This is a genomic window from Lentzea sp. JNUCC 0626 (assembly GCF_043632865.1).
Taxonomy (GTDB): Bacteria; Actinomycetota; Actinomycetes; order Mycobacteriales; family Pseudonocardiaceae; genus Lentzea.
Map to the genome: position 1 here is coordinate 1,526,235 of NZ_CP171635.1, position 25,147 is coordinate 1,551,381.

Genomic DNA, 25,147 nt, shown 5'->3' on the forward strand with positions numbered 1-25,147 from the left:
TTCCTCTCTCGGACACGGGCTTCAGACAACGTTGTCATCGCCCGGACGGGCACGAGGTTCGTGCCCGCAGCACTCGGGAGTTCCCTAGCAGGTGGGGAAGAACGACCGGGTGCCACCGGTGGCGGTCCGGTCGGAGAAGCGGCAGCCGAAGCGCGGGTCGCCGGTGCGGCGGACGTCGTCACCGGCCGGTCGCTTGCCTCGGTCGACCCAGGCGGTCAGGTCGCCCCACGCCGTCTGGACCTCGGCGGGGGAGAACTCGCAGTGGTCGATCGTCCTGATCGCCCGCTGCACCACCAGACCGGAGCGACCGTTGCGGGCCGCGTCGTCGCGGTAGTCCTGCTCCATCGAGAACGGCACGAACAGGTCGCCCAGCCCGTGCAACGACACGACGGGAGCGCTCGGCCTGCCCTGGACGGCGGGGATCTCGGTCAACGCCGGGGTGAGGCGCGCGATCGGGTTCGCCGGCCGGACCCGCTGCACGGAGGCGTTGAGGTTCACCGGCTGGTTCGGCCCGTAGCGGGTGGTCAGGTTCGTGGCCAGCTGCAACGGGTTGCTCGCCAGGGTGTCGCCGGTCGGGGTCGCGACGAGGCCGAACAGGAAGTCCTGCCAGTAGGCGAACGCCGCGTCCGTGCCAGGTCGCGCGCCACCGGACAGTTCCGCGACGACGGCGGGGAACTGGGTGTTGCCCGCGAGCGCCTGCCGGATGCGCGGCACCACGACGGTCGCGTAGTCCGGCGGCAACGGGTAGGCGCGGATCCCGGTCAACGCCTGCGCGGTGAGCTGGTAGCTCAGGAAGTAGTCGAACAGCTCGTGGTCGCCCAGCACGCCGCACATCGGCAACGCGCCCGCGTAGAACCCCGGATACTGCTCCAGCGACCGGGCGATGACGTGCCCGCCCATGGAGACACCGGCCAGGAAGACCTTCTTGGGCCGCTGCACCTTCTGCCCGAACAGGGACGCGAGCTCGCGAGTCGTCGTGACGCCGGCCCGGACGTCGTAGCTGTTGCTGTAGTAGGACGACGCCGCCCACGCGTAGCCCTCGTCGAGCCAGCGTTGCCTGAGTCCGTACGGAGGCGCGTCCACGGTGAGGACCTTGCCCTCGCCGCGATAGCCGTGCGCCCACAACGCCAACCGGCCGTTCCAGCGCGGCGGCACCTCGATGACGTAGCCCGCGTGGCTGGCGATGCCCTGGATCACGCGGGTCGGCTTGCCACCGACCTGCGCCGGGGCCAGCGGCGGATTGACGATCGTGTAGCCGGGCAACGGCTTGTCCCCACCGCCACCGGAGGCAACGGCGGGCTGGGCGGTGGACACGAGGAGGAACGACAACGCGACGGTGAGCAGTCGTCTCATACCCGGGACGCTACTAGCGGCCGGGCTCCGCCGACAGGGAGCCGTTCGGCCGCCGCGAAGGTGATCCGGTACCGCCGAATGCGTGGCACGGACAATCTCACAAGGGGCTTGGCGACCGTGATCGCCGCCGTGACACTGACCGGATGGAAGCGGGACTGCTCGAACAGGTCGTGAACACCGCGGACTATCCGCTGGCCGAACCGGACGGCGCGGCGTGGCGGGAGGTCGTCGCGCGCACCCACCGCGACCTGCACACCGTCGGGTGCAGCGTCCTGCCCGACTTCATCCGGCCCGCGCTGCACGAGGACCTGCGGCGGGAGGGCGCGGACATCGCCCCGCACGCCTACTACGACGTCGAGACCGTCAACGCCTACAACATCGACGTCGACACCCCGCTGCTGCCGGACCACCCCGGCCGCACGACGATGGAGCGCGGCAACGCGTTCGTCGCCCGCGACGTCGTCCCGCGCGACGCGATCATCCACCAGCTCTACACCAGCGAGGTGTTCCAGCGGTTCGTCGCCGCCTGCTTCGAACTGCCGGAGCTGCACGAGCTGGCCGACCCGCTGTCCGGCCTGGTGCTGAACGTGATCCCGCCCGGCCGCGCGCACCCGTGGCACTTCGACACCAACGAGTTCACCGTCAGCATGCTGACCCAGGCACCCGAGGGCGGCGGTGAGTTCCAGTACTGCCCGAACATCCGGTCGGCGGACGAGGAGAACTTCGACGACGTCCGCGCGGTGCTCGCGGGCGACGACCGGCTCGTGCAGCGGCTGACGTTGCGCGTCGGCGACCTCCAGCTGTTCAAGGGCCGCTACTCGCTGCACCAGGTCAGCACGGTCCAGGGCGACCGGCAGCGGCACACGGCGATCTTCGCCTACAGCCTGCGGCCCGGCGTCGTCGGCACGGTGGCGCGGACGCGGCAGCTGTTCGGCAGGGTGCTGCCCGAACACGTGGCGGCGGACCAGGCCGGCGTGCGGGTCGACCAGCGACTGGCCTGAGGGGAGACACGTGCGATTCGACGCGACCGGCAAAGTCGAGCTCGACCACATCTACACCCAGCCCGACCCGCGCTCGTACTTCTCTTCGTTGCGCGGGCTCGAGTACCAGATCCCGCAGCTGGCCAAGCCCCACTTCACGGCGTTGATCGAGGAGTACCGCGCGGCGACGGGGATCGACACGCCGACCGTGCTCGACGTCGGCAGCTCCTACGGCATCAACGCGGCGCTGCTGCGGTGCGACCTGACGATGGACGACCTGTACGACCGCTACGAGATGGACGCACGGTCGTCCGCCGAGGTGCTGGCCGACGACCAGGAACTGGTGCGCGAACGCGGGAAGGCGATCCCGGCGCGGTTCGTCGGCCTGGACATCTCGTCGCAGGCCTTGTCCTACGCGACGGCGGCCGGGTTCCTCGACGACGGCGCGCTCGCCGATCTCGAACGCAACGAGCCCACGCCGGAGCAGGCCGGGAAGCTCGCGGACGTCGACCTGGTCGTCTCGACCGGCAGCCTCGGGTACGTTGGCGCGCCCACGCTGGCGCGGGTCGTCGAGGCGAGCGGGGCGCCCTGGATGGCGCACTTCGTGCTGCGGATGTTCCCGTTCGACGAGATCGAGGCGAGTCTCGCTCAGCTCGGCTACGAGACCGTGCGGCACGACGGGGTGTTCCGGCAGCGGCGGTTCATCTCGGCGGAGGAGCAGTCGCGGGTGCTCGACACGCTGTCCGGCGTCGGCGTGGACCCGAGCGGCCGGGAGGACGGCGGCTGGTTCTACGCTCAGCTCTACCTGTCCAAACGACCCATCGAACGCACCTGAGGTGATTGTGAGCGACGGCAAGACGTTCAGCTACGAGGACCAGCTGCCGCGGGTGCCCCTGCCGACGCTGGAGGAGACCTGCGCGCGGTTCCTCGAGTGGTGCGCCCCGCTGCTGACCGCCGCCGAACTGGCGACCACCGAGGCCGCCGTGGAGCAGTTCCTCGCGCCGGACAGCACGGCCCGGTCGCTGCACGCCGCGCTGGAGGAGTTCGACGGCACCGAGGGCGTCCGCAGCTGGCTCGACCTCTTCTGGCCGACCCGCTACCTCGGCCGCCGCGACCGGATCGCGTTGAACGCCAACTTCTTCTTCCTCTTCCGCGACGTCGAGGAGACGCAGGAGCAGCGGGCCGCGGCGTTGATCTCCGCCGCCGTCGCCTACAAGGTGCGGCTCGACGCCGAGGCGATCCCGCCGGTCGTGCTGCGCGGCGAACCGCAGTCCATGGTGCAGAACAAGTTCCTGTTCTCCGCCACCCGCATCCCGCACGCGCAGCAGGACACCGCGCGCACGACGTTCCCGTCGGACGCACGGCACGTCGTGGTCTTCTTCCGCGGCAACGCCTTCAAGATGGACGTGGTCGGGCCGGACGGCGTGCCGCACGACCTCGGCGACCTCGTGAGCGGCCTGCAGGCGATCATGAAGGCGGACCGCGCGGAGTTCTCGGCCGGGCCGCTGACCACCAAGGCGCGGGCGGCGTGGGCGGACAGCCGGGAGGCGCTGCTGGTGGACAACGCCGCCGCGCTGGAGACGATCGAGACGGCGTTGTTCTGCGTGGCGCTGGAGGACTTCGCGCCCGCCGACACGCTGGCCGCGTGCGACCAGCTGCTGCACGGCGACAGCGCGAACCGGTGGTTCGACAAGGCGGTGACGTTCGTCGTCTTCGCGGACGGCCGGGCAGGCATCAACGTCGAGCACTGCGAACTCGACGGCACCACCATCCTCGCGTTCACCGACGCGATGCTGAGCGTGCCGACCGAGGAACACCTCCGGGTGTCCGGCGCTGCCGCACAGGGGCTGCCCGCGACCGAGCCGGTCGAGTTCGTGCTCTCCGAGGAACTGCGCGAGGACAGCGTGGCGGCCGCGGCGTCGTTCGCCCAGTACGGCGCGGACACGGCGACCGTGACGCTGTCGTTCGAGGACTTCGGCAAGCAGCGCGCGAAGGAGCTGAAGATCTCGCCGGACGCCTTCGTGCAGATGGCGTACCAGCTCGCGCACCAGCGGTCGAAAGGCCTGCAGGGCGCGACGTACGAGTCGATCGGCACCCGGCAGTTCCAGAACGGCCGGACCGAGGCGATGCGCGTGGTGACGCCGGAAGCCGTCACGTTCGTGTCCACTGTGGAGGATCCGTCGTCCTCGCGGGCCGACCGTCGCGCGGCGTTGCGGGCGGCGGCGGACGCGCACGTCCGGCGTGCCAAGGAGTGCCAGGCCGGGTCGGCGCCCGAGCAGCACCTGTGGGAGCTGCAGCTGATCCACAAGCGGCGCGGCGGCACGGAGCTGTTGCCGCTGTACGACACGCCGGGCTGGACGATCATGCGCGACGACTACCTGAGCACCAGCTCGGCGCCGTCGGAGCACATCCAGTACTTCGGTTTCGGCTCGACCAGCGCCAAGTGCATCGGCGTCGCGTACGTGCTGCTGCCGGACCGCTTCAACCTCTACCTGAGCACGCCCCGGGCGGTCGCCGAGGAGATGCACAAGTTCGCGACCTACCTCGGTGAGGCCATCACCGAGCTGCAGGACCTGCTCGCCACCGACGACTGACCGCGCGGCCGATGGTCAGGCACGGGCCTGACCATCGGCCGGGCGATCACCCGGTGGCGGGTGCCGTGAACACGTGATCACCGGCGGGAACGTGGAACGACGCCACGCCGGACCCGTACCCGAGCGGAACGGCCCCGGCCGGAGCCGACACCACCGCCGCGCTCCCCGCCGGAACCCGCACCACGGCGGACGTCCCGGAGGGCACCACGACGTGCAGGCTGAACCGCCCACCCGCCGTGCTCCACTCGCTGAGCGCCTCCCCGTACGGGGTGCGGTGCGACGACCGGGCCGACGTGAGGCCACCGCCCGGTTTCGGCGCGACGAGCAACGACCGGTAACCGGGCGAGGTGGAACTCAGCCCTCCGACGGTGCGGTAGAGGAACTCGCCGACGGACCCCATGGCGTAGTGGTTGAACGAGTTCATCCCGGGATCCTGGAACGAGCCGTCCGGGCGGATGCTGTCCCAGCGCTCCCAGATCGTCGTCGCGCCCTTGCCGATCGTGTAGCCCCAGCCGGGGTAGTCCGGCTGCATCAGGATCTGGTAGGCGACGTCGGCGCGTCCGTGCTCGGCCAGCACCGGCAGCAGGTGGGACACCCCGACGAAGCCGACCGTGAGGTGGTTGTTCGCGGCGCGCACCCTGGCCACCAGTTTGTCCACAACGGACTGAACGCGGTTCTGCGGCAGCAGCCCGAACGCCAGCGCGAGCGAGTAGCCCGTCTGCGTGTTGCCGGAGACGGTGCCGTCCGCGGCGACGAGCCGGTTCGTGAACGCGGCCGAGACCTGGTCGGCGAGCGTGCCGTAGGTCGTCGCCTCGGTGGTCCTGCCGATGGCCTGCGCCATCCGCGACACCAGGCGCGCGGACCACGCGAAGTACGCCGTCGAGATGACGTTGCGCGGGGTGTCGTCCTGCACGTTGAGCCAGTCGCCGAACCCGCCCCGGTCGCGGATCAGCGAGGCGTCCGCCGTCGAGCGCAGGTAGTCGACCCACCTCGTCATCGCGGTGAAGTGCTCCTCGACCACGCGCAGGTCTCCGTAGCGCTGCCAGAGGGTGTAGGGGACGATCACGCCCGCGTCACCCCACGCCGCCGTGCCCGCGCCCATGTTGCTGACGTCGGGTGCGACGTCCGTGAACGCGCCGTCGGACCGTTGGGCGTCGACCAGGTCGTCGGTGTACTTGTCGAGGAACGCCGACACGTCCAGGTTGTGCGTCGCGGTCGGCGCGAACGACGCGATGTCGCCGGTCCACCCCAGTCGCTCGTCGCGCTGCGGGCAGTCGGTGGGGACGTAGAGCATGTTCGAGCGTTGTCCCCACACGATGGCGTTCTGCAGCTTGTCGAGCACCGCGTCGGAGGTGTCGAACCCGCCGATCTCCGCGCCGCCCGTCCAGGCGGCCCGGCCGGTGATCGTGTCGAGCGTCGGCGTGCCGGGCAGCCCGGTCAGTTCGACGTAGCGGTAGCCGTGGACGGTGAACCTCGGTTCGACCGTCTCGGGCTGACCCGTGCCCGCGAGCACGACCTGGTCGGTGACCTGCGCCGCCCGCAGGTTCGTCGTGTAGAGCGTGCCGTCGGGGTTGAGGACCTCCGCGTGGCGCATCGTGATCGTGGTGCCTGCCGGACCCTGCGCGCGGAGCCGGTTCCAGCCGGAGAAGTTCTGGCCGAGGTCGAATACCCACACGCCCGGTTTGGGCTGCGTCAGCGCCACCGGCCGCAGGTCCTTCTGCACCTTGGTGCCGGCGTCCACCTGCGCCACGAGGTTCGGCACCGCGCCCTGCCGCACCTGGGCGGTGCGCCAGCCGCTGTCGTCGAACCCGGCACCGTCCCAGCCCGGTGTCGCGAGCCGGGCGTCGTAGTGCTCGCCGTGGTAGAGGTCGTCGGCGGTGATCGGGCTCGGCTTGTACTTCCAGGTGCCGTCCGTCGCCACGGTTTCCGTCGTGCCGTCCACATAGGACATGACCAGCTGCGCCGAGTACCACGGCTGCGTGCCGTAGAACTTGTTGCCGCCGATGCCGAGACTGCCGGAGTACCAGCCGTTGCCGAGCCACGCGCCGATCGCGTTGGAGCCCTGGCGGATCTGCGTGGTGACGTCGTGCACCTTGTACTGCACGCGTTTGCGGTAGTCCGTCCACGCCGGCGCCAGCACGTCGTCGCCGACCTTGGCGCCGTTCAGCTGGGTCTCGTGCAGACCGAGCGCGGTTGTGACCAGCCGGGCGCTGCGCACTGCTTTGCTGACCGTGAAACCCTTGCGCAGCAACGGAGCGGGCTGCGGCACCGTCACCTGGTCGCCCCACGGCGCTCCGCCGATACCGACGAGTGCCCTCGCCTGAGGCCACGCGCTGTCGTCGAACCCCGGCTGCTCCCACCCGGCCGGCGACTGGGTGGACGCCTTCCAGGTCCCGTCGGTCCGCGTCACGACGTCCCCGGCCGTCAGTCTGGCGACCAGACCGGCGGGGGAGTCGGAGGTGTTGGCGCTCGCCACGGCGATGGTGTTGGTGCCGGTCCGCAGCCTGCCGGAGAGGTCGATCGTCCCGGCCCGCTTCCAGGAGTCCGCGACCCGCGGGCTGGCGTAGACCTGCACGCCGTTGACCCACACGGTGGCCGTGTCGTCGGCGGTGACCGCGAGCGTCGCGGCGGCCGGGACGGAGGGCAGCGTGAAGGACTTGCGGAAGTACCTGGTCGCCGCCGGCACCCCGCTGGCAGGGGAGCCTTCCGGGTACCAGATCCAGCTGGCGCCCTCCAGGCCGTGGCCCGCCGGACCCCCGATGAAGGCCCCGCGCCACTCCGACGCGACGTCGTAGAGCCCCGTCTCGAACGACGAGACCGCGCTCCAGGCGCCGGCCCGTCCCTGCGTGTCCCAGACGCGCACCCGCCAGTGGTAGGCGGTCAGCGACGTCAGTGCACGCCCGCCGTGGACGACGTCGACGGACTGCTCGTCGTGCACCCGTCCGCTGTCCCAGACGTCCCCGGTCCCGGCGTCGGCCAGCGCCCGCGTGCTCGCGACGAGCACCTGGTAGGAGCCCTGGCGCTGGGAGGACGCCAGCGTCCAGCCGAACCTCGGCCGCTGGGCGTCCACGCCGAGCGGCGCCACGCGTCGTTCCGTCGTCATCGAGGCGACGGACAACGGCGACACCTCGCCCGGATCGGCCGCCGTGACGCGGTCACCCCACGGCGCCGTGCCGTACGAACCGAGGTCCGCCGCCTGGGGCCAGGCGGCGTCGGCCGAGCCGGGCCGTTCCCAGCCCTCGGCGGCGCTGCGGCCCGCCTTCCAGGACCCGTCGGTGATCAGGTCCGCGGTCGCGCCGGCCGTGACGATCCGCGCGCGGGCGATGAGCCCGGCCGGACCGGTGTTGCTGTTGCGGACCGCGATCGCCAGGGTGTTGGCGCCGGTGACGAGGGCGGAGCGCAGGTCGACGGTGACCGCGCGCTGCCACGAGTCGGTGGCGCGGGCCGACGCGGCGAGCGGTTCGCCGTTGAGCCACACGTCCACGGTGTCGTCACCGGTGACGATCAGCTTCGCGTCGCCGACCTGCCCGGCGGGTTGGGTGAAGGTGCGGCGGAAGTAGCGGGTCTCGGCAGGGGCGGAGACCGCGGGACTTCCTTCCGGGTACCAGATCCAGTGCGCGCTGGAGAGATCGGCGGGCGCCGCGGCGGCGGGGACCGCGACGACCACCGATGTGGCTAAGAGTGCGGACAACATAACGCTGAGTAGTCGTGTGTGAGCGTGCTGCAGGGATCGACTTCGCATCGCGTGCTCCCGGTCAGTGGAGGTCTGTCGGCGCCGGCGGTCGATTGAAACGTTTCAATTCACTGCTCCACCGACAGTAGGACCGGGTCGGTGACCTCGTCAACGCACGTCCGTCATCCGCCTGTGACATTCACACTCGCGGAGTCGCCCGCGCGGCCTCGGGGTGCTCAGGAGCCGGGCGAGACCGGGCGGCGGTGCAGGGGAAGGATGCCGACGCGGTAGGCGAGGGCGACCGCGTGCGCGCGGTCGTGGGCACCGAGGCGCAGCCGGGTCGCCCGGACGTGTGTGCGCACGGTGGGGATGGCGACGTTCAGGCTGCGCGCGATGTACTCGTCGTTCCTGCCTTCGGCGACCAGGGCGAGGATCTGGCACTGCCGGGACGTGAGCAGCTGGCGCCCGCGGGGGGCCGGGTGGTGGCCGTGGTGGGTGAGGGCCGGCACGAGCCGGGGGTCGAGCACGAGTCTGGGATCGACGTAGTGGCCGGACAGGGGTGTCTGCAGGATCGCGCGGAACATCACCGCCGCGTCGGTCTCCCTGCTCAGCAGGCAGTGTGCGCCGGCGGCTCTCGCGAGGCGCACGCCGGCCGGGGTGTGGTCGCGTTCGCGGAAGAGGATCGCGACCCGCAACTGGGGGTTGGTGCTCAGGAGTTCCTCCGCGATGAGACTGCGCGGGTCGACCGCGCTGTCCAGCATGACCACGTGCGGCCGCGAGGTTCGCACGGTGTCGCGGATGACGTCGGGATGATCCGTGCCGCCGGCCCACTCCAGGCCGATGGTGCGCTGGACGGCGGTGCGCAGTCCCTCGCGGAACACGGGAGTCGCGTCCGCGGCCAGTACTCGGACGAACGAGGCCGCGGGCTGCATCGAGGTCACAGAACGCCGCCGAACCGGGGCGCGTCCGCTGTGTCCTGGTCGCTCGTCGTGCCGGTCGGTGCCGTCGTGCCGGACGGAACCGGAGTCCGCGTCCGGAGGAGTGACTCCAGGCCCTCCTGGTGCAGGGACGCGATGTGCTCCCGCGCCTGCTGTGCCGCGTGGTCCAGCCACTGCTGGTTGGTCGGCTTGCTCATCATTAGGCCGTTCGGTTCAGAGTGAGTGGGCCGTGTTGGCCAAACTCCAAGTAAGGGCTACAGGACTGTAGCAGTAACATGGCCGCCCGCACCGAACGCGTCGACATGGCTCTGAACTGCGTGTTCAGCTCTGCAGGAGGGACAGCGGGGGGAGCGGCGCGTCCGGGTCGAGTCGCACCCCGATCGCCTGCAGCGCCACGTCGAGCGAGCCCCAGGCCCACCCGGTCAGGTGAGCGACCAGTTCGTCGCGGTCGAGCAGGGGATCGGGCGACGTCACCCAGCGGACCGCCGCCGTCTCGACCATCCCGATCAGGCCGAACGCCAGCGGGTCGGCGATGCGCGGATCCCCGCCCAGCAGGGCGACGTACGCGGCGAGCAACTCCCGCAGTTGCTCGCCGATCTGCAGGCGCACCGTGGCGGCCGGCTGCTGTTCACCTGTCCGGGTGTTCAGGGAGCGGGAGACCAGGTAGTCGTAGAGCCGGTCGTTGGCGGCGAACCACAGCACGTAGGTGTGCACGATGCGCGAGATGATCTCGCGTGCGCTGCCTTCGGGGTTGTTCATGGTCGGAGCCAGCTCGCCCACGAGCATCTCGCCGATCCGGCGGGCGACCGCGTCGTAGAGGTCCTCCGCGTCTGCGAAGTGCCGGTACAGCGTGGGCCGGGCGATGGCGGCGCGTTCGGTGATCTGTTCGGTCGACACCTGCGGCCCGTGTTCCGCGATGGCGAGCAGGGCGGCCGCCACGACTTTCTCGCGGCGCGCCTCGCGTTGCCCCGCCCAGCGCGCGGCCCGTCCGTCCACAGTGCGACCTTGTCCGTCGTAGGTGCGTCTTCCCTGGGTATTGAACTCACAGGCGGCGGAACCCGACAACCGGGCGCGGCGCCGAAACCCGTTTCGGCGGCGCTCAGGCGGTGGACTCGCGCACGACCAGACGGCAGGGCTGCTGCACGACGCCGCGCTCGGGTGTGCCGCCGAGTGCGGCGAACAGGTGTGCCACGGCGGACGCGCCGAGCCGCTGGAGGTTCAGGTCGATCGTGGTGAGCGGGGGCCGGCAGTCCGCGGCGAAGATCTCCCAGTTGTCGTAGCCGACGACCGCCACGTCGTCGGGCACGCGACGGCCCAGGTCGGTGAGCGCCTGGGCGACACCGCTCGCGATCTGGTCGTTGCCGCAGAAGATCGCGTCGACCTCCGGTGCCGAGGCGGCCAGCAGCCGGGCGGCGTGCCGCCCCCAGCGCTGCGACCACTCCCCGTGCAGCGGTTGTCCTCCGGCGAGGGACAGGCCCCGTTCGCGCAGGACGGAGCGGACCGCCGCGGCGCGGTCGCGGGCGGCCCGGTAGTACTCGGGACCGGTGACGTGGGCGATGTGCCTGCGCCGCAACGCCAGGAGGTGCTCGACGGCGAGTCTGGCCCCGCCCGCGTCGTCCGACACCAGGCTCAGGTCGTCGGGGCTGGTGGACCTGCAGTACGCGTACACGGCCGGCACCGGGATGTCCGCGGTCAGCGACGGGCGCACGTCGTTGCTGTCGCCCACCACGATGAACCCGTCGACCTGCCGTGCCATCAGCGTGCGGATGTGGTGGTTGCGGCGGATCGCGTCACCGCGGGTGTCGCACAGCAGGACCGACATCTCCTTGTCCGACAACGCGTTCTCCGCTCCCAGGAGGATCGGGATGGCGAACCGGCCGTCCAGTTCGTCGGTGAGCAGGCCGATCGCCCGCGTGCGCCCGGCCACGAGGCCCTGCGCGAGGACGTTGGGCTGGAACGACAGGTCCGCGGCGGCCCGCAGCACCCGTGCCCTGGTGGCGGCCGCGACCTGCGCGCGGTCGTTGATCGCCTTGGACGCGGTGGCGATCGACACGCCCGCGCGCTTCGCCACGTCGCCGAGCGTCACCGTCTCCGAACGCCGTCTTCCCATCGAAATCCTTTCGAACGAAATTCGACTGCCCATTCGACGACTTCTGCTCCTGTTGGCGCATTGTCGAAATCGTTTTCGGTCTCCAGAGTGCGTTACGTGACGATGACGCGCAACACCCGATCGATCCGCGGGCCCGTGGTTCCCACCCGTGGTCCTCTCCGTCCATTGGGGACGGACGAGGTGCGCGTCACCGGAGGTTTTTGGGCGGCCAGGCAACAGATCAACGGCACTCGCACCCTCGTGCACGCGCTGCGGTGGATGGACGCCCTGGGCTGGACCGGCAACTTCTCCGCCGTGCGGTCCGGTCGTGGATCACGGGAGCGCAAAGGCCGTGAATTCTCCGACTCCGAGGTCTACAAACTCGTCGAGGCGATGTCGTGGGAAAGCGGAAGAGAGCCCAATTCGGAGCTAGACGAACGAATTGAGGCGCTCACCGCCGGGTTCGCCGCCGCCCAGGCCGACGACGGCTACCTCAACACCTCCTTCGGCAGGGACTGGCAGCGGCCGCGCTACAGCGACCTGGCCTGGGGCCACGAGCTCTACTGCACCGGGCACCTCCTGCAGGCCGCGGTCGCCCGCACCAGGACCGCGGGCGACGGGCCGCTGCTGGAGGTCGCCCGGCGCGCGGCGGACCAGGTCTGCGAGACCTTCGAACGGGAGGACAGCGGGGTCTGCGGGCACCCGGAGATCGAGACCGCGCTGGTGGAACTGGCCCGGCTGACCGGGGAGCAGCGCTACCTCGACCAGGCCGCGCTGTTCGTCGACCGCCGAGGTCACCGGTCGCTCCCCGCGCACGAGTTCGGCTGGTCCTACTTCAACGACGACGTCCCGGTGCGCAAGGCGACGGTGCTGCGCGGCCACGCGGTGCGCTCGCTGTACCTGGCCTGCGGAGCGGTCGACGTGGCGGTGGAGACCGGCGACGACGACCTGCTGCAGGCGGTGGCCGGGCAGTTCGGCCGCGCCTGGGCCAGGCGTGCGCACATCACCGGCGGCATGGGGTCGCGGCACCAGGACGAGGCGTTCGGCGACGACTTCGTGCTGCCCGCCGACCGCGCGTACGCCGAGACGTGCGCGGGCGTGGCCACGGTCATGCTCGCCCAGCGGCTGCTGCTGGCCACCGGCGACGGCCGGTACGCCGGCGTCACGGACCGGGTGCTGCACAACCTGGTCGCGGGCGCGTTCGGCGACGACGGCCAGAGCTTCTTCTACGCCAACACGTTGCACCAGCGCACGCCCGCGCGGCCGGCGCGGGACGGGGAACGGCTCGACGTCGTCAGCGGGTCGCGAGCGCCGTGGTACGAGGTGTCGTGCTGCCTGCCGAACATCGCGCGGCTGCTGGCGAGCCTCTCCTCCTACCTGGTCACCGCGGACGACACCGGGTTGCGGCTGCACCAGTACACCGACTGCGCCGTCGGCACCACGCTGGCGGACGGGCGCGCGGCGGGGTTCGAGGTGCGGACGTCCTACCCGGAGGGCGGGGACGTGACCGTGCGCGTGACCAGGGGCGGCGGACCCTGGTCACTGACCCTGCGCGTGCCCGAATGGGCGGCCGGCGCGGTGCTCGTCGTGGACGACGAACGCCGCCCGGCCGCACCAGGCGACGTCACCCTGACCCGCGACTGGGCCGTGGGACAGGAGATCAGGCTCGAACTGCCGATGGCACCGCGGTTCACCTGGCCGGACTCCCGCATCGACGCGGTGCGGGGCTGCGTCGCGGTCGAACGCGGCCCTGTCGTGCTGTGCGCCGAGTCGTGGGGCGAGCACGACCTCGACGCGCTGAGGGTCGGCACCGGGCACGTCCCGGAGCCGGCGGAGGACGGCGCGGTCGTGCGCGCCCGGTTCGACGCCACCGAGGACACGACGTGGCCGTACGGCGAACCGTCCGGCAGGCCGGGTACGTCGCTGCCGCTGCACCTCACGCCCTACCACCGCTGGGCGCGGCGGGGCCCGTCCACGATGCGGGTCTGGCTGCCCACCGCCTGACCAAGTCTCGAAGGAGAGACCGTGAAAGCGATGTTCGCGGCAGCGGTGCTGCTGCTGGCCACCGCCGCGTGCGGTGCGGACGAACCCGGTGCCGCAGACGACGGCGCGACCCTCACGCTCTGGACCCGCGCCGCGACCGAGTCGGTGTCCAAGGCCTACGCCGAGGCTTACAACGCCACGCACCGCAACAAGGTCGAGGTCACCGCGTACCCCAACGAGGAGTACCCGGCCAAGCTGGCCTCCGCGGCGGGTGCGAGGTCGTTGCCCGACCTCTTCGCCGCGGACGTCGTGTTCGCTCCCCAGTACGCGGTCCAGGGGCTCTGGGCCGACGTCTCCGACCAGTTCAAGTCCTTGCCGTTCAAGGACTCCGTGGCCCCCTCCCACGTCCGTGCGGGAACGTGGGAGGGCCGCACCTTCGCGGTGCCGCACACCATCGACCTGTCCGTGATGCTCTACAACAAGGACCTCTACGCCAAAGCGGGCCTCGACCCGGAGAAGCCGCCGCGCACCTTGACGGAGTTCGCCGAGCACGCCCGCAAGATCGACAAGCTGGGCGAGGACGTCCACGGCACGTACTTCGGCGGCAACTGCGGTGGCTGCGTCGAGTTCACGTTCTGGCCGTCGGTGTGGGCCGCCGGGGGAGAGGTGCTGGACGCCGACGGGCAGAGCGGGCGGATCGACTCGCCTGAGATGGCGGCGGTGTTCTCCCTGTACCGCGACCTCTACGACGAAGGCGTCGCCTCGCCGGGGTCCAAGGGGGAGCAGGGCCCGACGTGGCTCGGCGCGTTGCAGAGCGGCAAGGTGGGCATCGCGCCCGGTCCGTCGGTCTGGCTCGACGCCATCGAGAGCAAGGGCGTGAAGACGGGCCTCGCCCCCATCCCCGGCATCGTCGGTGGCGAGTCGACGTTCGTCGGCGGCGACGCGATCGGCATCGGCGCCACGAGCGCGAAAGCCGTGCAGGCGTGGGACTTCCTGGCCTGGACGCTGTCGGACGAGGCCCAGGTCGAGGTGATCGCGAAGCGCAAGGGCGTGCCCGTGCGCACCGACCTCGCGGCGAACAGGTACTCCTCCGCCGACCCGCGGCTCGTCACCGCGAACGGGTTGGTGGCCAAGGGGAAGACGCCCTACGCGCGCAACTTCAACGCCACCTTCAACGACCCGCAGGGACCGTGGCTGACCGCCGTGCGCGGCGCCCTGTTCGGCGACGCCTCCAGGGCGCTCATGAACGGCAACGACGCGATCACCCAGTCGCTGCGGAAGGAGTGACCCCGTGCGCAGGCGAGCGGTGACCGGAGCCCTCTACGCCACGCCCCTCGCGGTGCTCGTCGGGATGTTCTTCGTGGTCCCGTTGCTGCTCGTCGTCTGGATGTCGCTGCACCGCTGGCCGTTGCTCGGCAGTCCGCGGTTCACCGCGCCCGACAACTACACCGCGATCGCCGGCAACGACCTGGTGGTGTCCGCCGCCTGGTTCACCGCCCGGTACACGGTGCTCATCACCGCGCTGCTGTTCGTCATCGCCTTCGGGCTCGCGCTGCTCGTGCAGAACCGGAGGCCGGGCGTCGGGTTCTTCCGCACGGCGTTCTTCCTGCCGATGACGGTCGGCTTCGCCAGCGCGTCCCTGCTCTTCCTCGGCCTGCTGAGCGACGAGATCGGGGCGCTGCCGGCGGGAGGGGACAGCCCCGCGCTGGGCTCGGCGGTGACGTTGGTGCTGTGGCGGTTCGCGGGCTTCAACATGCTGATCCTGCTGACCGGGCTGCAGGCGATCCCGCTCGACGTCTACGAGGCCGCGCGGATCGACGGCGCGAGCCGCTGGCAGGTGTTCGGGCGGATCACCGTGCCGTTGATGCGGCCGACGATCGCGCTGGTGCTCACGATGATGGTCACCGGGTCGCTGCTCGCGTTCGACCAGTTCTGGATCCTCACCAGGGGAGGGCCGGACAACAGCACCACCTCGCTGGTGATGGTGATCTACCGGGAGGCGTTCGTCCGGCTCGATCTCGGCTCCGCGGCCGGCCTCTCGGTCGTGCTGCTGGTGCTGCTCGCGGCCGTCGGGTCCGTGCAGTTCGCGGTCCTGCGCCGGAGGTCGGCATGAGGACCTCTTACTACGTCACGGGTTCCGCTCTCGCGATCCTGTTCCTGTTCCCCCTGCTGTGGAGCGGATGGGCGTCCGTGCGCACCGACACGGGGTTCGGGCTGGAGAACTACGCGCGGCTGTTCGGGTCCGGCAACGGGATCCGGGCGGTCCACGTGCTCAACAGCGTCGTCGTCAGCGCGCTGACCGTGGCCGCGACCCTGGTCGTGGCGACGCTCGCGGGCTACGCGTTCGGCCGCTTCCGCTTCCCCGGCCGGGACCTGCTCTTCCTGGTCACGCTCGCGATCCTGATGGTCCCGTACGCGACGATCCTGATCGCGCTGTACGTCCTGCTCGGCTGGCTTGGGCTGGAGGACTCGCTGGTCGGCCTCAGCCTCGTGCTGACGGTGTTCCAGCTGCCGTTCTCCGTCTTCATGATGCGCAACAGTTTTGAGGCCGTGCCGATCGAACTCGAGGAGTCCGCGCGCGTCGACGGCTGCACGAGCTTCGGCACGCTGGTGCGCATCATGCTCCCGGCCGTCCGGCCGGGGCTCGTCACCGTCGGGCTCTTCGCGTTCCTCTCGTCGTGGAGCGAGTTCTTCGCACCACTGATCCTCCTGAACTCCACGGACAAGTTCACCGCCGTGCTCGCCGTGGTCAACATGCGAACCGCCAGTCACGGCTCGATCGACTACGCCGCCCTGGAAGCCGGCGTGGTCTTCATGGCCGTGCCGTGCCTGGTGCTGTTCGCGTTCCTGCAACGCAGCTACGTCCGGGGATTCACCTCGGGTGCGCTGAAAGGCTGAGGAGGCCGGTATGACCCGGTTCTGGAAAGGACTTGTGACCGCCATCTTCGCGGCGGCGATGACGGCGAGCGTGGCGGCACCGGCGAGAGCGGACACCTGGGCCCCGCCGTCGAACCTCGTGGCTCCGCTGAACCAGGTGTGGCAGCACGTCGAGAGCACCTACGGCGACCTCTACGGGTTCCGCAACTACGGCTGGGACCAGCTGTTCGCCAACCGCGGCTACCTGAACTTCTGCGTGCGCTGGGACTCGCCCCAGCCGGTGACCGCGCAGCAGCGCGACGCCGTGCACGCCCAGCTCGCGCGGCAGTACCAGAAGTGGATGGCCGTGATGGCGGGCCACAACAACTTCCCGTACGCGTCCGTGCCGATCAAGGTCGTCGGCTGGGCGGTGCGCGACCGCAACCAGCTCAAGTGGACGGACAACTCGGTCGACGTCTACGTCGACGACATCCGCGAGAACGCCCCGCAGTGCTCCGAGGGGTGCGGCAGGTTCTTCAACCGCAACGGTTCCTATCCACGCTGCCCCGGCGGCGTCGCCCGGCACTACGACCAGTCGCTGTGGCTCACGGCGGGCATGGGCGGCGGTGCGGGCGGTGACTGGGGACAGCGGATCGGCAGCGAGTACTTCATGGGCAACCTGAACTCGTCCGACGTGCACATCCTGCTGCACGAGATAGGGCACACGTTCGGTCTGGACGACTTCTACGACTGGACGCCCAGTGGCGTCGGCGGGTTCCTCATGAAGGCGGGCAGCGCGTCCGTGATCACGGAGTTCGACAAGTGGATGTTCCGCGACTGGTGGCGGCACCTGAAGAACAGGTACGGCTTCTGATGGCGCCCCTGCCTTCCCGGCGCGCGGTGCTGCGCGCGGGTGCGATCGCCGTCGCGGCGGCCGCGTTGCCCACCCGCGCGCTCGCCGCGGCTCGCCCGGACTTCGGGGTGTCCGCCGAGCTGTTCGGACTCGGCGCGGTGACCCTGCTGCCGGGGCCGTTCCGGGACAACACCGCCCGCACCCACGCCTACCTGAAGTTCCTCGACCCGGACCGGCTGCTGCACACGTTCCGCCGCAACGTCTCGCTGGCGTCCGGCGCCGTCCCGTGTGGAGGGTGGGAGTCGCCCTCCACCGAGCTGCGCGGCCATTCGACGGGCCACGTCCTGAGCGCGCTGGCCCAGGCGTACGCCGCCACGGGCGACACGGCGTTCTCCGCCAAGGCGGCCTACCTGGTGGGACAGCTGGCGGCGTGCCAGGACCGGGCGAGCGCCGTCGGGTTCAGCACCGGTTACCTGTCGGCGTTCCCCGAGAGCTTCATCGGCAGGGTCGAGGCGCGCGAACAGGTCTGGGCGCCCTACTACACCCTGCACAAGATCATGGCAGGCCTGCTCGACGTGCACCTGCTCACCGGCAACGCCCAGGCGCTGACCGTGCTCGCCCGGAAGGCGGCGTGGGCGGGGTGGCGCAACGGCAGGCTGTCCTACGACCAGCGGCAGAACATGCTCGACACCGAGTTCGGCGGCATGAACGAGGTGCTGGCGAACCTGTACCAGCTCACCGGCGACCCGGCCCACCTCACGACCGCCCAGTACTTCGACCACGCCGAGGTGTTCGACCCGCTCGCCCAGAACCGCGACGCGCTCAACGGCTACCACGCCAACACGCAGATCCCGAAGGCGATCGGGGCGATCCGCGAGTACCACGCGACGGGCACGGCCCGGTACCGCGACATCGCCCGCAACTTCTGGGAGTTCGTCGTCGGCGCGCACACCTACGCGATCGGCGGCAACTCCAACGGTGAGTACTTCAAGGCACCGAACAGGATCGCGTCGGAACTGTCGGACAACACCTGCGAGTGCTGCAACTCCTACAACATGCTGAAGCTCACCGCGCAGCTGTTCCGCACGAACCCGGCGGACGCGCGGTACTTCGACTTCTACGAGAAGACCCTCTACAACCACCTGCTGGGCGGGCAGAACCCGAGCTCGGCCCACGGCCACCACAGCTACTACGTGCCGTTGCGCCCCGGCGGCATCCGCACGTACAGCAACGACTACAACGACTTCACCTGCTGCCACGGCACCGGGATGGAGACGAACACCGCCCACTCCGGCCGGATCTACGCGCACTCCGGCACGACGTTGTACGTCAACCTGTTCATCGCCTCGACGGTGAGCTGGCGCGGGTTCACCGTGCGGCAGGAGACGTCGTTCCCGGAGACGGCGTCGTCGCGGCTGACGATCATCGGGTCCGGGGCGATCGACCTGCGCGTGCGCGTTCCCGGGTGGGCCTCCGGCGCGCAGATCAGGGTCAACGGGGTGGCACAGCCGGTCAGTCCTGGCACCTATGCGCGGATCGACCGGTCGTGGACGAGCGGTGACGTCGTGGAGATCAGCCTGCCGATGGCGCTGAACCGCGAGTCCACTCCGGACAACCGCACGGTGCAGGCGGTGCGGTGCGGCCCGATCGTGCTGGCCGGTGCGTACGGCACGAACAACCTGCAGTCGATGCCGGTGCTCCAGCCGTCGACCCTCCGCGCCACCTCGACCCCGTTGCAGTACACGGCGACGGCGAGCACCGGCCAGGTGACGCTGATGCCGTTCTACAAGGTGCACGGGCAGCGGTACTCGGTGTACTGGACCGTCGCCGCCGAGATTCCGCCGTTCGTCGCGCACTACCCGTTCGACGGCAACGCGAACGACGCCACGGGCAACGGCCTGCACGCGATGCTCGCGGGCGGGGCGGCCTGGACGACCGGCCGCGGCGGGCAGGCCGTGGACCTGTCCGGTTCCGGCGCCCACGTGGTGCTGCCGTCCGGACTGCTGGCGACCGCGTCGTCGTTCAGCATCGCCACCTGGGTGCGGCTGGACACCGTGACGACCTGGTCGCGGGTGTTCGACCTCGGGTCCGGCACCGGGGCGTACGCGTTCCTGACCCCGCTGAGCTCAGCCGGTGGCGCGCGGTTCGCCCTGACCACCGGGGGAGCGGGGGCGGAGCAGCAGATCAACGCGTCCGCCGCGCTTCCGCAGGGCGTGTGGGTGCACGTCGCGGTGACGCAGAACGGCGATCTCGGTGTCCTGTACGTCAACGGCGCAGAGGTGGGCCGCAACTCGTCGCTGACGGCGAGGCTCGGCAACTCGACGCAGAACTGGATCGGGCGCTCGCAGTACGCGAACGACCCGTACCTCGACGGCGCGGTGGACTCGTTCCGCGTCTACTCCCGCGCCCTGAGCGCTTCGGAGGTAGCGAACCTCCACTCGACCGGCACATAAGGAGAATCGATGCGCGCCACCCTGCTGGGCGCCGCGATCTTGCTGGTGGCGGGCGTTGTCGTGGCAACGCCCGCCCACGCGGCCAACCCGATCGTCACCTCCGTCTACACGGCCGACCCCGCACCGCTGGTCGTCGGCAACACGATGTACGTCTACGCCGGACGCGACGAAGCCGCGTCCGGGCAGCAGAACTTCCTCATGCGCGAGTGGCGCGTCCTCTCGACCACCGACGCCGCCACGTGGACCGACCACGGCGCGAAGGCGAACATCGGCACGTTCCGCTGGGCCGGCGCCGACGCGTGGGCCGGCGAGGTGGAACCGCGCAACGGCAAGTACTACTGGTACACCTCGGTCAACGGCAACGGCGCCGGGTGGATGGACATCGGCGTCGCGGTCGGCGACAGCCCGCTCGGGCCGTTCACCGACGCCAAGGGCGGGCCACTGGTCAGCGACAGCACGCCGAACTCGTCCGGGCTCAACATCGACCCGACGGTCTTCACCGACGACGACGGCCAGGCCTACCTCTACTGGGGCAGCTACTGGGGCGCGCGGGCGGCGAAGCTCAAGCCGAACATGATCGAGCTGGACGGCGCGGTCGTCACACCCCAGGGCCTGACGAACTTCTGGGAAGCGCCGTTCCTGTTCAAGCGCAACGGCCTCTACTACATGATCTACGCGGCCAACGACACCAACGGCTGCGTCACTTCGTCCAGCTACGCCTGCCAGCGCTACGCCACCGCCACGAACCCGATGGGCCCCTGGACGCACCGCGGCGTCGTGCTCGGCCAGGTCTCCTCGACCACCAACCACGCGGGCGTCGCGCAGTTCAACAGCCAGTGGTACATGATCTACCACAACGCTCAGGCGCCCGGTGGGGGCAACTTCCGCCGATCCGTCGCGGTCGACCTGCTGAACTTCAACGCCGACGGCACGTTGCAGCGCGTCGTGCAGACGACGACCGGCCCACCGCCGAACCCCGGCGGTGGCAACGCGAACATCGGCCCGGCGGCGACGGTCACCACGTCGTCCGTGTCGCCGTGGGAGACCACGGCGGCGGTCAACAACGGCGTGACCCCGTCGAGTTCGGCGGACCGGTCGGGTTCGGTCTACGGCAACTGGCCCGAGCAGGGCACGCAGTGGCTCGAGTACACCTGGCCGTCCGCGCGGTCGATCGGCCGCAGCGCCGTCTACTGGTTCGACGACGACCAGGGGATCGACCTGCCCGCGTCGTGCCGCCTGCAGTACTGGACCGGCACCGCCTACGCCGACCTGCCCGGTTCCTGCGGGACGGCCGCGAACACCTTCAACACCACCACGTTCCCCACCGTGTCCACCACCCGGTTGCGGCTGAGCTTCACCGCCAGGACCGGCTTCTCGACGGGAGTCCTGGAATGGCAAGCCTTCGCCGCCTGACGGCGCCCGCGCTCGCCGTGGTGCTGGTCGCGGCCGCACTGACCCCCGCCTCGGCCGCCCAGCCCATCGGCTATCCCACCTTCACCGGGCCGTCGATCCCGGCGCCACCGGTGGGCTACAGCACCGGCAGCACCATGCGGGCGATCTACGACGCCGAGAGCGGCGGCACGGACTTCTGGATGGACCGGCTGCTCGCCCGCCCCGGCAACGACCCCGCGGGCAACTTCCTGATGACCCGCGGCCGCGGCCTGTTCATGTACACCCACAACCCGTCGGTGATCGGGTTCGGCGGTCGTTCCGCGTACTGGGACGACATCAGCGGCCAGAACGCCTACTCGGTCGCCGTCTCACCCGGCACGTTCACCGAACAGGTCTCCGGCCGCGTGCAGAAACCCAGCCACTACAAGGGTGTCTTCACCAGCGGTTCGCTCCGGGTCGAGATGACCAAGTTCATCACGCACAACAACGTGGCGGTCACGAACCTGGCGATCGTCAACACCGGCGGCTCACCCGCCACGCTGCAGCTCCGCGCGACCTCGCCGTACGCCACGACCGCGAGCGGCACCGAACTGACCGGCAGCAGGCAGGTGAAGAACAACCTCACTACGATCAGGCCGCGCCTGGCGGGTGACGGGTTCGCGGTGAGCAACGGTGGCCTGGGCCGGTCGGTCACCGTCGGCGCCGGGCAGACCGTCACCACCAAGGTGGCCATGGGCTTCCTCACGACCGAGATCCCGGAGTCGTCGACCGAGTACCAGGCCTACCGCGGGTACTCGCCCGAGACGGCGTTCGCCGCCCACGTCCGCACTTACAACCGTTGGTGGGCCGACAACATCCCGTACGTCGACGTCCCGGACGCGGCGATCAAGAAGAACGTCTACTACCGCTGGTGGCTGATGCGCTTCAACCACCTCGACGTCGACATCCCCGGCCAGGACTACCAGTTCCCGATCTCGGTCGAGGGCGCGACCGGCTACAACAACGCGATCGTGCTCACCCAGCCCATGCACATCGACGACCTCAAGTACCTGCGCGACCCCGTGTACTCCTACGGGCCGTGGCTCTCCGCCGGGCAGACGTCCAAGGGCGGGCGCTTCCTGGACAACCCCGGCGACCCGGAGAACTGGTCGAACTCCTACACCCAGTACATCTCCGAGGCCGCGTGGCGCAGCTACCAGGTCCACGGCGGCCAGCCGTCGATCGCCGCCCTCCTCGCCCGCTACGCCGAGGGCGACGCCAAAGGCCAGCTCTCCTTCTACGACACCAACAACAACGGCGTCATCGAGTACGACTGGGGCGCCCTGACCGGCAACGACGCGGACGCGGTGTCGTTCGACTGGCGCGCGGGCAGGCTGGACCGGGCGGAGACGGCGTACGTGTGGAGCGGAGCCGTTGCCGCGCACCAGGCCTACGCGCTGGCGGGCAACTCGGCGAAGGCCGCCGAGATGCAGACGCTCGCCGACCGCATCCGCACCGGCGTGGTCAACACCCTCTGGAACCCGTCCCGGCAGCTGCTGGAGCACAAGCACGTCGCCACGAACACGCACGTGCCGTGGAAGGAGATCAACAACTACTACCCGTTCTCCGTGGGCCTGATGCCGAACACCGACCAGTACAAGCAGGCGCTGAGGCTCTTCGCCGACGCGGCCGAGTACCCGGTCTTCCCGTTCTACACGGCGAACCAGCGCGACAAGGCGGCCGCCGCGGCGGCGGGCCACCCCGGTTCGAACAACTTCTCCACGATCAACTCGACCGTGCAGTTCCGGCTCTACTCCTCGGTCCTGCGCAACTACCCGAACCAGTGGATGAACGCGGAGGACTACAAGAAGCTGCTCTACTGGAACGCCTGGGCGCAGTACGTCGGCGGCAACACGCAATGGCCGGACGCCAACGAGTTCTGGGCCGACTGGAACGGCAGCTCGATCCAGTACCGGTCCTGGATCCACCACAACATCCTCGGCAGCGGCAACTGGACCGTGATCGAGGACGTCGCGGGCCTCCGCCCGCGCACCGACGCGTTGATCGAACTCTCACCCATCACCATCGGCTGGTCGCACTTCGCGGTCAACAACCTGAGGCACCGCAACGCCGACCTCAGCGTCGTGTGGGACGACCCGTCCGACGGCATCACCCGCTACAACGGTGTCCCGCAGGGCTATTCGGTCTACCTCAACGGAAACCGCGTCTTCACGGTGGACCGGCTGACCCGAGTGCTCTACGACCCCGCGACCGGTTCGGTCACGCTTCCCGCAGGAGGTGCGGTGACCTACCAGACCTCCGCTCCGGGCGTGCGCGCCCCGCAGGACGTGGTGCAGAGCGGCGCGCGGACGGTGGACGTGTTCGCCAAGGCCGGAGTGGACCTGACGTCGTCCAGGCCGAACCTGGCCCAGGGCGCGTCCGCCTCCTACACGGCGTCCGGCACGTCAGCCGCCGCCGCGGTGGACGGCTTCCCGACCAACGACCCGATCTGGGGCACCGCGGGCTCACCCAACGCGACCGACTGGTACGAGCTGAACCTCGGGCAGCAGCGCCAGGTCTCCGAGACACGGCTGTACTTCCGCGACGACCGCGCGGGCAACCGCTACCGGGCGCCCGCGTCGTACCAGGTCCAGTACTGGAATGGCAGCGCGTGGGCCGACGTGCCGGGGCAGGCGCGGACACCCTCCGCACCCCGCGCCAACTACAACCTCGTCCAGTTCACCCCGGTCAACACCCAACGGCTCCGGGTGCTGCTGACCCACGCCGGTGGCTTCAAGACGGGACTCACGGAGATCAAGGTCTACTGAGGCGCAGCAGCAGAAGTCCGACGACGGCGGCAGCGCCGACAGCCAGGTGCGCCGCCGTGAGGGTGATCGCGCTCGCCGTGTCGAAGTCGACGGCGAACACCATGACCGGCACCGTCACGATCGCGAGCGTCACGGCGATCCCGGCCGCCACCGGGACGACCCACCGCCGGCGGGCGAGAACGGCCGCGAGCGTGAAAGCGTCGACGTGCGCGGCTCCGGCAGCGGAGGTGAAGTCGAAGCTCGCCCCAAGCGCGGACCCCAGCGCATAGATGACCAGGTTGATCACAACGGCGCCGACGACCGTGAGGGCCACGACGCCCGGCCGCCGAAGCCGTGCCGCGGCAACGAGGTCGCTCATGATCGGCCGTCTCCGATCCCGAGGAACGCCTCGATGCGGTCGAACGCGCCCACCCACACCTCGCCCACGAAGAAGTCGCGGACCTCCGGCACGGGGAACCCGGTCTGGACGACGCTCATCAGCGTCGCGTCGCCGCGGGCCTCGAACGTGACCACGATGCGCGTGGTCACGGTCATGCCGTCCGGGCCGGACCCCACCGACTCCGTGACGAGCCGATGCGGCCGGTCGATCTCCAGGAACGTCTGCACCTCGCGGATCAGCGACTGCTCGTCGGGTCCCCACACCGCGACCTGGTGCCCGCCCACGCGCAGATCGGTGGTGATCTCCACGAGCCTGGGCTTCTCGTCCAGGATCGAGAACCAGATCTTCTGCTTCTCCGGGTCGGTGTACGCGTCGAACACGTCCTCGGGCGAGGCCGGAAGCAACCGCTCGACGCGCAGCTCCAGCCCTTCGGCCGCCACCTGCTCGCTCATCCCTGCTCTCCGTTCCGCATCGTGAAGTAGGCGTCCAGACCGTCGAGGCGACGTTCCCAAAGCCTTTGGTAGAACCCGATCCACGCCATCGCCTCGTCCAGCCGCTCGCCGCCGAGCCGGCACTGCCGGGTCCGCCCGACCTTCTCCGTGACGACGAGTCCGGCGTCCTCGAGCACGCGCACGTGCTTGGCCTTCCCGGTGACCGTGATCCCCGCGGGCTCCGCCAACTCGCCGATGCTCGCCGCACCGCCACTGCCCAGGCGGAGCAGGACGTCCGGCTGATCGTGGCGGGACAATGGCGTTGAGGCTGGACGTTCGCTGTCGGCCGTGGGACCGAAGGAGGCA

The 25,147-nt window shown here is 70.2% G+C and carries 20 protein-coding genes; 11 read left to right on the plus strand and 9 right to left on the minus strand.

Annotated features, from left to right (window positions below; genetic code table 11):
• Positions 1-84: 84 nt before the first annotated feature.
• Positions 85-1,353 carry a hypothetical protein gene (locus tag JNUCC0626_RS06920; RefSeq protein ID WP_394618828.1) on the minus strand — a complete coding sequence of 423 codons (1,269 nt, stop codon included), beginning with the start codon at positions 1,351-1,353 and terminating at the stop codon, positions 85-87.
• Between the two features lie 143 nt (positions 1,354-1,496).
• Between JNUCC0626_RS06920 and JNUCC0626_RS06925 the strand changes: the two genes are divergently transcribed.
• From JNUCC0626_RS06925 to JNUCC0626_RS06935, 3 genes are read left to right on the plus strand one after another with little or no spacing between them, the layout of a single operon-like run.
• Entirely contained in the window at positions 1,497-2,354 is an 858-nt protein-coding gene (locus JNUCC0626_RS06925; RefSeq protein WP_394618829.1) for a HalD/BesD family halogenase, read from the plus strand.
• Between the two features lie 10 nt (positions 2,355-2,364).
• Positions 2,365-3,168: a class I SAM-dependent methyltransferase gene (locus JNUCC0626_RS06930; protein WP_394618830.1), complete on the plus strand. Its 804-nt coding sequence runs from the start codon at positions 2,365-2,367 to the stop codon at positions 3,166-3,168.
• Between the two features lies 1 nt (position 3,169).
• Positions 3,170-4,927, plus strand: coding sequence for a choline/carnitine O-acyltransferase (locus JNUCC0626_RS06935; RefSeq protein WP_394618831.1), 1,758 nt, complete (start codon positions 3,170-3,172; stop codon positions 4,925-4,927).
• A 46-nt stretch (positions 4,928-4,973) separates the two neighbouring features.
• On the opposite strand, the gene JNUCC0626_RS06940 is transcribed toward JNUCC0626_RS06935, so the two are convergent.
• The 5 genes from JNUCC0626_RS06940 to JNUCC0626_RS06960 form a co-directional block, all read right to left on the minus strand.
• Positions 4,974-8,594 (minus strand): family 78 glycoside hydrolase catalytic domain, encoded by a 3,621-nt coding sequence (locus JNUCC0626_RS06940; RefSeq protein ID WP_394618832.1) that lies wholly within the window; start codon positions 8,592-8,594, stop codon positions 4,974-4,976.
• 242 nt (positions 8,595-8,836) lie between these two features.
• Positions 8,837-9,532 (minus strand): helix-turn-helix transcriptional regulator, encoded by a 696-nt coding sequence (locus JNUCC0626_RS06945; RefSeq protein ID WP_394618833.1) that lies wholly within the window; start codon positions 9,530-9,532, stop codon positions 8,837-8,839.
• A gap of 5 nt (positions 9,533-9,537) precedes the next feature.
• Positions 9,538-9,735, minus strand: coding sequence for a hypothetical protein (locus JNUCC0626_RS06950; RefSeq protein WP_394618834.1), 198 nt, complete (start codon positions 9,733-9,735; stop codon positions 9,538-9,540).
• Positions 9,736-9,859: 124 nt separating this feature from the next.
• Positions 9,860-10,534: a TetR/AcrR family transcriptional regulator gene (locus JNUCC0626_RS06955; RefSeq protein WP_394618835.1), complete on the minus strand. Its 675-nt coding sequence runs from the start codon at positions 10,532-10,534 to the stop codon at positions 9,860-9,862.
• Positions 10,535-10,637: 103 nt separating this feature from the next.
• A complete protein-coding gene (locus JNUCC0626_RS06960; protein WP_394618836.1) occupies positions 10,638-11,648 on the minus strand; it encodes a LacI family DNA-binding transcriptional regulator in 1,011 nt (336 codons plus the stop codon).
• A 180-nt stretch (positions 11,649-11,828) separates the two neighbouring features.
• Here JNUCC0626_RS06960 and JNUCC0626_RS06965 point away from each other — a divergent pair, with 180 nt between their 5' ends.
• The 8 genes from JNUCC0626_RS06965 to JNUCC0626_RS07000 are packed head-to-tail and all read left to right on the plus strand — an operon-like array spanning position 11,829 to position 23,971.
• Positions 11,829-13,631, plus strand: a complete 1,803-nt coding sequence (locus JNUCC0626_RS06965) for a glycoside hydrolase family 127 protein (RefSeq protein WP_394618837.1) — start codon at positions 11,829-11,831, stop codon at positions 13,629-13,631.
• Between the two features lie 30 nt (positions 13,632-13,661).
• Positions 13,662-14,897: an ABC transporter substrate-binding protein gene (locus JNUCC0626_RS06970; RefSeq protein WP_394621984.1), complete on the plus strand. Its 1,236-nt coding sequence runs from the start codon at positions 13,662-13,664 to the stop codon at positions 14,895-14,897.
• 4 nt (positions 14,898-14,901) lie between these two features.
• Positions 14,902-15,723, plus strand: coding sequence for a carbohydrate ABC transporter permease (locus tag JNUCC0626_RS06975; RefSeq protein WP_394618838.1), 822 nt, complete (start codon positions 14,902-14,904; stop codon positions 15,721-15,723).
• A complete protein-coding gene (locus tag JNUCC0626_RS06980; protein ID WP_394618839.1) occupies positions 15,720-16,508 on the plus strand; it encodes a carbohydrate ABC transporter permease in 789 nt (262 codons plus the stop codon). Before JNUCC0626_RS06975 ends, JNUCC0626_RS06980 begins: the two co-directional genes overlap by 4 nt.
• A 10-nt stretch (positions 16,509-16,518) precedes the next feature.
• Positions 16,519-17,340 (plus strand): hypothetical protein, encoded by an 822-nt coding sequence (locus JNUCC0626_RS06985; RefSeq protein ID WP_394618840.1) that lies wholly within the window; start codon positions 16,519-16,521, stop codon positions 17,338-17,340.
• Positions 17,340-19,772: a glycoside hydrolase family 127 protein gene (locus JNUCC0626_RS06990; protein WP_394618841.1), complete on the plus strand. Its 2,433-nt coding sequence runs from the start codon at positions 17,340-17,342 to the stop codon at positions 19,770-19,772. Before JNUCC0626_RS06985 ends, JNUCC0626_RS06990 begins: the two co-directional genes overlap by 1 nt.
• A gap of 9 nt (positions 19,773-19,781) precedes the next feature.
• The gene (locus JNUCC0626_RS06995) at positions 19,782-21,185 is read left to right on the plus strand and encodes a glycoside hydrolase family 43 protein (RefSeq protein ID WP_394618842.1); all 1,404 of its coding nucleotides are present in this window, start codon (positions 19,782-19,784) and stop codon (positions 21,183-21,185) included.
• Positions 21,164-23,971, plus strand: a complete 2,808-nt coding sequence (locus JNUCC0626_RS07000) for a discoidin domain-containing protein (RefSeq protein WP_394618843.1) — start codon at positions 21,164-21,166, stop codon at positions 23,969-23,971. Before JNUCC0626_RS06995 ends, JNUCC0626_RS07000 begins: the two co-directional genes overlap by 22 nt.
• Here JNUCC0626_RS07000 and JNUCC0626_RS07005 read toward each other — a convergent pair.
• The 3 genes from JNUCC0626_RS07005 to JNUCC0626_RS07015 are packed head-to-tail and all read right to left on the minus strand — an operon-like array spanning position 23,958 to position 25,098.
• On the minus strand, positions 23,958-24,329 hold the full coding sequence (locus tag JNUCC0626_RS07005; RefSeq protein WP_394618844.1) for a hypothetical protein: 372 nt from the start codon (positions 24,327-24,329) through the stop codon (positions 23,958-23,960). The two genes, JNUCC0626_RS07000 and JNUCC0626_RS07005, sit on opposite strands and share 14 nt — an antisense overlap.
• The gene (locus JNUCC0626_RS07010) at positions 24,326-24,802 is read right to left on the minus strand and encodes an SRPBCC family protein (protein ID WP_394618845.1); all 477 of its coding nucleotides are present in this window, start codon (positions 24,800-24,802) and stop codon (positions 24,326-24,328) included. The genes JNUCC0626_RS07005 and JNUCC0626_RS07010 overlap by 4 nt, the downstream gene beginning before the upstream one ends.
• Complete coding sequence (locus tag JNUCC0626_RS07015) at positions 24,799-25,098, minus strand: ArsR/SmtB family transcription factor (RefSeq protein WP_394618846.1); 300 nt, start codon at positions 25,096-25,098, stop codon at positions 24,799-24,801. Before JNUCC0626_RS07015 ends, JNUCC0626_RS07010 begins: the two co-directional genes overlap by 4 nt.
• Positions 25,099-25,147 lie beyond the last annotated feature (49 nt).